This is a genomic window from Ruminococcus sp. OM06-36AC, from assembly GCF_003438725.1.
GTDB classification, from domain to species: Bacteria; Bacillota; Clostridia; order Oscillospirales; family Ruminococcaceae; genus Ruminococcus_C; species Ruminococcus_C callidus.
The window spans coordinates 39,447-48,168 of the sequence record NZ_QSTT01000018.1 but is presented as its reverse complement, the minus strand read 5'-3'; the positions used below and the strand labels follow the sequence as shown (position 1 = coordinate 48,168).

At 46.9% G+C, this 8,722-nt stretch carries 6 protein-coding genes and 1 pseudogene; 6 read left to right on the top strand and 1 reads right to left on the bottom strand.

From position 1 onward, the window contains the following. Positions 1-2,172, top strand: a pseudogene (locus DXB92_RS13770) (phage tail tape measure protein); the annotation flags it as partial. Between the two features lie 89 nt (positions 2,173-2,261). Here DXB92_RS13770 and DXB92_RS10835 read toward each other — a convergent pair. Further along, complete coding sequence (locus DXB92_RS10835) at positions 2,262-2,960, bottom strand: hypothetical protein (protein ID WP_021683667.1); 699 nt, start codon at positions 2,958-2,960, stop codon at positions 2,262-2,264. A 126-nt stretch (positions 2,961-3,086) separates the two neighbouring features. Between DXB92_RS10835 and DXB92_RS10830 the strand changes: the two genes are divergently transcribed. The 5 genes from DXB92_RS10830 to DXB92_RS10810 all read left to right on the top strand — a co-directional run. After that, on the top strand, positions 3,087-3,959 hold the full coding sequence (locus tag DXB92_RS10830; RefSeq protein ID WP_117733845.1) for a phage tail domain-containing protein: 873 nt from the start codon (positions 3,087-3,089) through the stop codon (positions 3,957-3,959). Positions 3,960-3,962: 3 nt separating this feature from the next. Continuing rightward, positions 3,963-5,036 carry a siphovirus ReqiPepy6 Gp37-like family protein gene (locus DXB92_RS10825; RefSeq protein ID WP_117733844.1) on the top strand — a complete coding sequence of 358 codons (1,074 nt, stop codon included), beginning with the start codon at positions 3,963-3,965 and terminating at the stop codon, positions 5,034-5,036. A 7-nt stretch (positions 5,037-5,043) separates the two neighbouring features. Then, the gene (locus DXB92_RS10820; RefSeq protein WP_117733843.1) at positions 5,044-6,411 is read left to right on the top strand and encodes a leucine-rich repeat domain-containing protein; all 1,368 of its coding nucleotides are present in this window, start codon (positions 5,044-5,046) and stop codon (positions 6,409-6,411) included. Continuing rightward, positions 6,408-8,300, top strand: coding sequence for a collagen-like protein (locus DXB92_RS13380; protein WP_147330052.1), 1,893 nt, complete (start codon positions 6,408-6,410; stop codon positions 8,298-8,300). The genes DXB92_RS10820 and DXB92_RS13380 overlap by 4 nt, the downstream gene beginning before the upstream one ends. Before the next feature lie 2 nt (positions 8,301-8,302). Continuing rightward, the coding region (locus DXB92_RS10810; protein WP_117733851.1) for a phage holin family protein at positions 8,303-8,722 on the top strand (420 nt) is incomplete at its 3' end.

The window sequence follows — 8,722 nt, the reverse complement described above, 5'->3', positions numbered from 1 at the left end:
TTGAAGTCCCAGCTGGAAGAGTTGGCGATCTCCTTTTCTGACATTCTGATGCCTACCATTCGCTCCATTGTTTCCCGCATTCAGGAACTGGTGGACAAGCTGAACCAATTAGACCCACGGACAAAAGAAACCATTGCGAAAATTGCACTGATAGCTGCTGCTCTGGGTCCGATGCTGGTGGTGCTGGGAAAGACCATTTCCAGTGTGGGAACGGTCTTTTCCGCAGTGTCCAAACTGCCTGCCCTTTTCTCGGCTGTGCAAGGTGGCATTGGAGCCATTACCGGAGCGTTGGGCGTGTCACTTGGTTCGCTGCTCGCCATTATCGCAGCTGTTGCCGCTTTGGTGGCTGCCTTTGTGCATCTCTGGAAAACCAATGACGAATTCAAAAGCAACATCATCGCCATCTGGGAACAGATCAAAAGCACCTTTACCGGATTGACACAGGGCATCACTGACCGGCTAAATGCTCTGGGATTCGACTTTGAGAGTTTTACCGATGTGCTGAAATCAGCGTGGGATGGACTGTGCAATCTGTTAGCTCCCATTTTTGAAGGCGTTTTTCAGAATATCTCCAACATCTTTTCAGAGTTTACTGGCGTTCTTCTGGGGCTGCTGGATGTTCTGATTGGTCTGTTTACCGGTGACTGGGAGCAGTGCTGGGACGGCATCAAGGGTATTTTTACGTCTATCTGGAATTTCGTTGTCAACACGTTCCGTAATATCATGAATACCCTGAAAGGTATTGCGGATGTGGTATTGGGATGGTTCGGAACAAGCTGGAACGAAGTCTGGACTTCTATCAAGACATTTTTTGTGGACACATGGAACAGCATTGCTTCCTTTTTCACGGGAATCGTTACCGGAATCCGGGACTTTTTCGTCAACACTTGGACGTCCATTTCCAATACTTTCACCGCCATTGTCACTGCCATTCAGACGGTGGCAACAACTGTATTTACGGCGATTCGGGACTTCTTCACCACCATTTTTACGGCAATCTACAACTTTTTCAGCACGATTTTCAATGCCATTTACAACGTGGTTTCTACGGTCTTTCAGGCAATTCATAACGTCATTACGACCGTTTGGAATGCCATTTACACCACCTTAGAACCGCTGATCACGGCATTTGGCTATCTGTTTCAGACGATTTTTGAAGCCATTCAGATCATTGTGGGCAGAGTGATGGACTGGATCTCGGAGAAGATCAGTGCCATTTGGAATGCGATCGTGGCGTTTTTAACGCCCATTTTAGAGGGCATCCGAACGACCTTTGAAACCATCTGGAATGCCATTTCTACTACAATTTCCACGGTCTTGACAGCGATTCAAGATGTGGTGACAACGGTTTGGAATGCTGTATCTGGTTTCATTTCTTCTGTTTTGTCTGCGATCTGGAATGTGGTTTCTTCCATCTGGAACAGCATTTCCGGCACGATTTCCAGTGTGATGAATGCCATTTTTTCTGTGGTATCGTCTATCTGGAATCAGATCAGTTCTGCGGTTTCCGATGTTCTGAACGCCATCCGGTCGGTGGTATCTAACATCTGGAACAGCATCAAGAGTACAATTTCCAACGTGATGCAGAGCATTTCTTTTACGGTGTCCAGCATCTGGGACAACATCCGTTCTGCAGTTTCCGACAAAATCAGCGGCATCAAATCCAGCATTCAGAATGGATTCGATGCCGCTGTGGGATATATCAAGGGACTGGCTTCGGATGCCTGGAATTGGGGACGGGACATCATTCAGGGAATCATTGACGGCATTCAGAGTGCCATCGGCTGGCTGGCGGACTGCGTCACCAATGTTGCCGATACCATTCGAGATTTCCTGCACTTCTCGGTTCCGGACAAAGGACCACTGACAGACTACGAGAGTTGGATGCCGGACTTTATGAAAGGGCTGGCAGACGGCATCGACAAGAGCAAGAAGTATGTGGAGAAAGCCGTAGGCGGTGTGGCGAAAGCCATGCAGCTGACCATGGATTCTGATTTGAATTATAGTTTGAATGGTATCTCCGGTGCAGTCGTTGGCGGCAGTTCCGGCGGTACGGTCAACAACTACTATAACAACGACAACAGCCGCACAGTGAATCAGACAAATAATAGTCCGAAGTCGCTGTCACGGCTGGAGATTTATAGGATGACGAGGAACGCGCTGAATACTTAAAAAGGAGCGATTTAAGTCGCTCCTTTTTCTCGGTAAATCAGAATTTGTCTTACTCGTTTATATTATGAGATTAGGTGACAAGATGTATGTCAAAGTGCATTCCAAATGAACAGAAAAGCAAAAACACATCCCCATGCATTTTTGTATACTTTTCTCACCTGAAGCATTCCATAAATGGCTATAAAGGTAGTTACAATTTCAATGATACCCTGTATGCTGAAGCTCATGGGATGAAAAAGAATGCCCATAATTGAAACCACAAGCGCACCCCAATCAAAGAATTTAGTTTTTACCGGGAAACGTCTGTTGATTTTCTCACAGATGACAACATAATTAAAGCCTTCAAAAAAGCCCCAGACAACCGCAATAACCAGTGTTCCGATAATGGTAGCTACGATCCCTGCTTTGTGAAGATCCGGGGTAACCATAATACTCAATGGTTCGTACCCCTCAAATTGTCCTGAAAGGAAAATAAAAAGAATATACGGGAGAAAAAACACGATCGTCCAAAGCACAGCTTTGATTGCGTTTTCCCAACGAAGTCCGAAACTTGCGAACGATTCTTTACGCATTAGGCCTACAATAGTAATGCCAAGACCCGCTATTCCAAATTCCAATGCAGCAGCCGTCAAAAGTCTTGGCCAAACGGAAATATCACTGTTTTTGCAAAAACTCATTATTCTGCTTCCGAAAACACCATAGACGATATAGACTGCTATCGTAACCAGAGCGATTATCCACAAATCTATAGTAAGCTTTTTCTTCCGTTCTTTTATCTGTTGTTCCATTTACTTTCTCCCTATACTAAATTTCCAAAGTTGATCTTATACAAATTCCGATTTTGCGTAGAGAACCAACGTCTCTGTTGTCTCTATTATACATCATTAAACACAAAATGTAAAGGGGTGCATCTCATGTTTTATACCCTGATTTTAGAAAACCAATCCGGCGAACAGCTGAACCTGTCAACGACCGCCAACCAATACATGACCTCCAAAATCGAAGGTCTGAATCCACCTGCCGGAACGATTTCCACTTCTTCTTACGCGGGCATGAACGGCAGCTACCTCAACAATGCCTTCATCGAAAAGCGAAACGTAGTCATTTCCTTTGCCATGCGTGGCATTGGCATCGAGAAACGGCGGCATCAGCTGTATCATGTGGTCAAGCCGTCCCGATACATCAAGATCTGGTACAAGACGGCGAACATCGATGTCTATGCCGAGGGGTATGTAGAAACCTGCGATGTGGAGCATTTCGAGCAGCAGATCAGCGGGCAGATCTCCATTCTCTGTCCGGACATTTACTGGTACAGCCGGGATATTTTCTATGCCTATTACAGCGGCATCACTGGAGCATTTCACTTTCCCTTTCCGGAGAGCGATGCTCCGTTTCCTTTGGGCGTATACTCCAACAGCAATCTGTTCTCTATCACTAATGACGGGGATGAAACTGGATTTACGCTGCGAATCGAGGCACTGCCCAGCGACATTCCGCAAGAAGTGGTGGCAGTGACACCGACCATCTACAACGAAAATGGCGAATATCTGCAAATCAAAGGTGATATTCTGACCGGTGATGTCATTACGGTTACCACGAAAACCGGAAACAAGACCGTCACGCTGACACGCAATGGCGTAGACAGCAATATCTTAAACCGGCTGGTTTCCGGTTCGACTTGGCTGACACTAAAAGAAGGAACAAATATCTTTCGGGTCGAGGCAGTTCGTGGTATGAAAAAGCTGCGTGTGACTTTGATGCACCGCAATTCCTATCTGGGGGTTTGAGAAATGCAGTTGGAAATTTACAGCTTGACGGCTCTGAAAGATCAGATCTCTGTGTCACTGGAAGCCATCTGCGACAGTTATTCTTCGCTCTTATGGGACATTGAGTTCTACCAGTGTGGCTGTTTTGAGGTGTACATCGCTGCCAGTCCCCAGAATGTATCCATCTTTCAGCGTGGCAGAATTGTGGCAAGGAGCGATGATGCACAGCACTTCGGCATCATTGAATCTCTGCAATTGGAGACGGATGCCGAAAAGGGCGATTACCTGACAGTCACCGGACGGTTTCTTGCCTGCCTGCTGGAACGAAGAATCATCTATCCCACCATCACTGCAAACGGCAGCTATGCAGACATTGTCAGCAAGGTGCTGTCTCGCAATGTGATTTCTGCCGGAATCCGCAATCTGCCCGGTTTTTCCATGGGGACGGTTTCCGGTGACTGCTGGCAGAAAACCGCACGCATGCAGGTCAGCTATGACAACATCTTAGAATGGCTGTACAGCCTTTGTGAAACCATCGGCGGTTCGGCAAATGTGCGGCTGAATGGAAATACCCTAAAATGCGACCTGTTTTCCGGAACAGACCGCAGTTTGTTGCAGGACGACAATCCTCATATCGTATTCTCTGATGCGTACAACAACCTGCTATCCTTTTCCTATGCGGCGGACGATGCCGTGCAGAAAAACTTCGCCTATGTGCTGGGCTGCGGTGAGGGCAGTGCCAGAAAACGCACGACCTTCTGTTCCAGTGCAGAGCCGACCTATCTTGACCGCTATGAGGTGTATGTGGATGAGCGAAACACGGCACAGGAAGAAGATGTGACCGATGCGGAATATTTAGAAATTTTGAAAAGCAGCGGTGCAGAACATCTGGTACAGCCGAAAACGGCATTGGAATCCGCTATCGCTGCTTTTTCGACCCAGTATCAGTACAACAAGGACTATTTTGTGGGCGACTATGTGACCGTGGAACAGAAACGCTTTGGCTTGATCCAGCCGAGAATTCAGCTGATCGGCATGGTGGAGAGCTTCGACCAGAACGGCAGAAGTCTGACACCGACATTTAAAGAGATGGAGTGATATTCACATGTCTTTTTCCTATGGATTTTTTAACGCACAAAACCTTGACCGGGTGTATACCGCAGAGGATTTCACCGCATATCTGTCCAGCCTGATCTGCAACGGGATTCTGGATACGTACCGGCAGTGTTTTGCACCAACAATCAAAAATTTATCCGTTACATTTGGCACGGGAAAGGCGTGGATCGATGGACACTATTTTATCAGTGATACGCTGCATACGGTTGACTGTGCTTCTTATGTAGATGAATCTCTGAATCGTTATGTAGCAATCGGGATCTATTGTGATCGTTCTACTCGTACCTGTGGGATTCGTATTCTGGCAGGTACAGCAGCCACCAGTCCAACCATTCCCGCCTTTACCAACAACAATGTGACGACTTATCTGACTTTAGCAGTTGTAAGACTGCGTGCCGGAACGACAAGTATTCTGGATTCTGACCTGACAGACTGCCGTGCAGATGAGAGCAAATGCGGTTACTGCAAGTGCATCCTTGGCAAGTGCAGAGTGACGGAGATGCTTGCCGAAATGGCAAAGACAAATGCCACACTGGACGAACTGCAAAAGCGGCTGGATGCGATGAACAGTCAGATTTCGGAACTGCAGACCAAGGTAGATGATTTGACCGCAGGCGAAATCCTAGCGACCGGACAATGCGGTGAAAACATCTACTATGTTCTCTACGACAACGGCAAACTGCTGCTGCGTGGCACGGGTGCAACCTATGACTATACTTCTCATGATTCTGTGTTTTATCAAAACGATCAGATCAAGGAAATCGTGCTTAGCAATGGCATTACCAGATTGGGCGATCGCCTGTTCTATCATTGTGCCAATGCAGAAACGGTATCTCTGCCGGCTACACTGACCAGCATTGGTGATTCCGCTTTTGCACAGGAAGATGCTGCAATCGGCTATACCGCCGGTCTGACTTCTGTTACCATTCCGCAGGCAGTTACTGCGATTCAGTCGTTTGCATTTCAGCACACTGCCATTACAGAAGTCACTGTGCCTGCCAACGTAAAAACATGGGGAAAGTATGCTTTTAGCGGCTGTGCAAAGCTGAAGACTGCTCGTGTTGCGTGTAATTCCATTGGTGCTTTTGCGTTTACAAGATGTACAGCATTGTCCAATCTTACGATTTCAGCAAATTGCAAAACATTCGGAGAGAATATGCTGACGTATTGCGAAAGTCTAAAAACCATTACTTATGAAGGCACGATTACGCAGTGGAACGCCATCACCAAGCCAAGCAACTGGATGTCCTCCGGAAAGCATTTTTACAATGACTATCTGCAAAAAATCCAGTGTACAGACGGTTATTTGGAATATGATTCTGAAAATGATGTGTGGAACGAGGTGAAAAACGGATGATGAAATTCTTAGTGAAACAGCAAAAAATCGAAGTGCTGGAACGAGAGGTCATTGCTTCTGACCAGATCGCATTTGTTTCGGTTCGATTTGTATTTGATGGGGCTTGGAAAGTCCTGCACAAGGTGGTGCAGTTCACCCAGTGCGAAGAAACATACAACGTGGTGCTTGGCACAGAGGGAACAACTTGCTTGCTGCCTGCCGAACTGCATCCCGGTACAGTGAAGATGAGTTTGTTTGGTTACGATGAGGAAAGCGATACTACACTGCGTGCAACAACCGTACCAGTAACTCTTCACATTCGACCATCTGGGTTTGTTGCAGATGGGGATACGCCAATTCCGCCGACTCCGGATCTGTATACGCAGCTTTTGAAAAAACTGGACGAAAAGGCTGCTGGACTTCAAAATGGAAAAGATGGATTTTCCCCAAAAGTAAAGGCGGAGCGAATGGAGTCTGGTGTTGTAATTACCATTGTCGATGCCGATGGTGAAACTTCTGCAACGCTTCATAATGGTGCAAACGGAGAAAAAGGCACAGACGGTAAATCTGCATATCAAATTGCGGTAGAACAAGGTTATCAAGGCTCCGAATCAGACTGGCTCTCTTCCTTGAAAGGCGATAAAGGTGAAAAAGGCAATACAGGAGCCAAAGGAAATCCCGGTCAAGATGGTGCAGATGGAAAGTCAGCATACGCAATTGCAGTGGAGCATGGCTACGAAGATTCCGAAGACGAATGGCTTTTATCCTTGAAAGGTGATACTGGTGAGCGTGGTGAAAAGGGCGACACCGGATTGCAGGGCGAGCGAGGCGAAAAGGGTGAAACTGGTCAGCAGGGAGAACAAGGTCCAAAGGGCGAAAAAGGTGATCGCGGAGATAGAGGTCTGCAGGGCGTTCCCGGAGAAAAAGGTGAAAAGGGAGATGCTGGCGTAGCTGGTAAAGATGGCTTTTCCCCAATTGCGAATGTTGTGAAGGATGGCAGTGTTATCACAATCACCATTACAGATAAAAATGGTACAACTACAGTGACATTAACAGAGGGTGCAGCCGTAGATCTTACACCTTATGCAGAGGTTACTTATGTGGATGAAAAAGTGCAGGAATTGTCCGACAGTCTGACGTACACCCTGCAGGAGCATACACTTTCCATCACACACCTGGAAGATAAATCGCATACCCACGAAAATCAATCCGCATTGGATCAAATCACTGCTGCTAAAATCGCACAATGGGATGGCTTCGGCACACAAATCAACGGGCTTAGCACAAAGGTTACGGTCTATTCGGAAAAGGTGGAGAACAATACTTCCAGAATCGGAACGGCAGAACGTACTTTGGAGAGCCTGCAAAAGCAAATCGACAACCTGACAAGCGGCAGAAATTACACCGTCCTGTTTCAGTCCGGACAGGATGCCATTTCGACCTATGCATCAAATCTCAGTATGATTCTGGACGGCAGGTATCAGACAATGGCGGATTTCCTGACTGCTTATCCGCAGTTTTGCAGTGCAGCAAATGATTTCGTGCTGTCCTATTCACAGGAGTGTTTCAATTGGGACAAGTCGGTCTTGACCGTTTGTGCAAAGCCCTTATCTCTGACGAAAAATGCGGAAATCGTGATGTCCTATCAGTCGGGTTCCAGCGAAGCCGGGAGTTTGTATCTGGTGCAGAAACCGCAGAAGATCGACATTCCCATTGGCGTGTATGTGAATACAGAAATCGATGCAAATCGTGCGGTTTCTCTGGATTTCCAATGGCTGCAATCGGATACCTTTATCACCACCATCACAGAATGCACTGGCATTTCTGACGGCGAATATTACCTTGCCTGGGTGGGCAGAAGCAACAATTCTCATCCGAAAATCCGATTCCTGAAAGTACTGGAGGGTTGAAAATGAAAGATACCATTTGTGTAGCTGTCGGCTTGGTCGGCGGCTTTTTTACTGCCATTTTTGGCGGCTGGGACTCCGCTCTGGTGACACTGGTCGTCTTTATGGCAATCGACTTTTTCACCGGCATCATCACCGCTATGATGAAAAAATCCAAACACACAGAAAGCGGTGGACTTTCTTCCAAAGCCGGCTGGTTCGGTCTGGCGAAAAAGGTCTGCACTTTAATGCTGATCGTCGTTGCAGTTCGGATGGATATTCTGCTGAATACCAATTACATCCGGGATGCTGTTTGCATCAGTTTTTGTTTGAATGAACTGTTATCCATCATTGAAAATACAAGCTTAATGGGTATCCCCTACCCGCCTGCAATCAAAAAGGCAATCGATGTTTTGCAGACGAAAGTCGGCAGAACCGAAGAAACG

Excerpts from the sequence above, each read along its gene's own strand:
- DXB92_RS10830 (WP_117733845.1), top strand. The coding sequence starts at position 3,087 with ATGTTTTATACCCTGATTTTAGAAAACCAATCCGGCGAACAGCTGAAC.
- DXB92_RS13380 (WP_147330052.1), top strand. The coding sequence starts at position 6,408 with ATGATGAAATTCTTAGTGAAACAGCAAAAAATCGAAGTGCTGGAACGA.
- DXB92_RS10825 (WP_117733844.1), top strand. The coding sequence starts at position 3,963 with ATGCAGTTGGAAATTTACAGCTTGACGGCTCTGAAAGATCAGATCTCT.
- DXB92_RS10820 (WP_117733843.1), top strand. The coding sequence starts at position 5,044 with ATGTCTTTTTCCTATGGATTTTTTAACGCACAAAACCTTGACCGGGTG.
- DXB92_RS10835 (WP_021683667.1), bottom strand. The coding sequence starts at position 2,960 with ATGGAACAACAGATAAAAGAACGGAAGAAAAAGCTTACTATAGATTTG.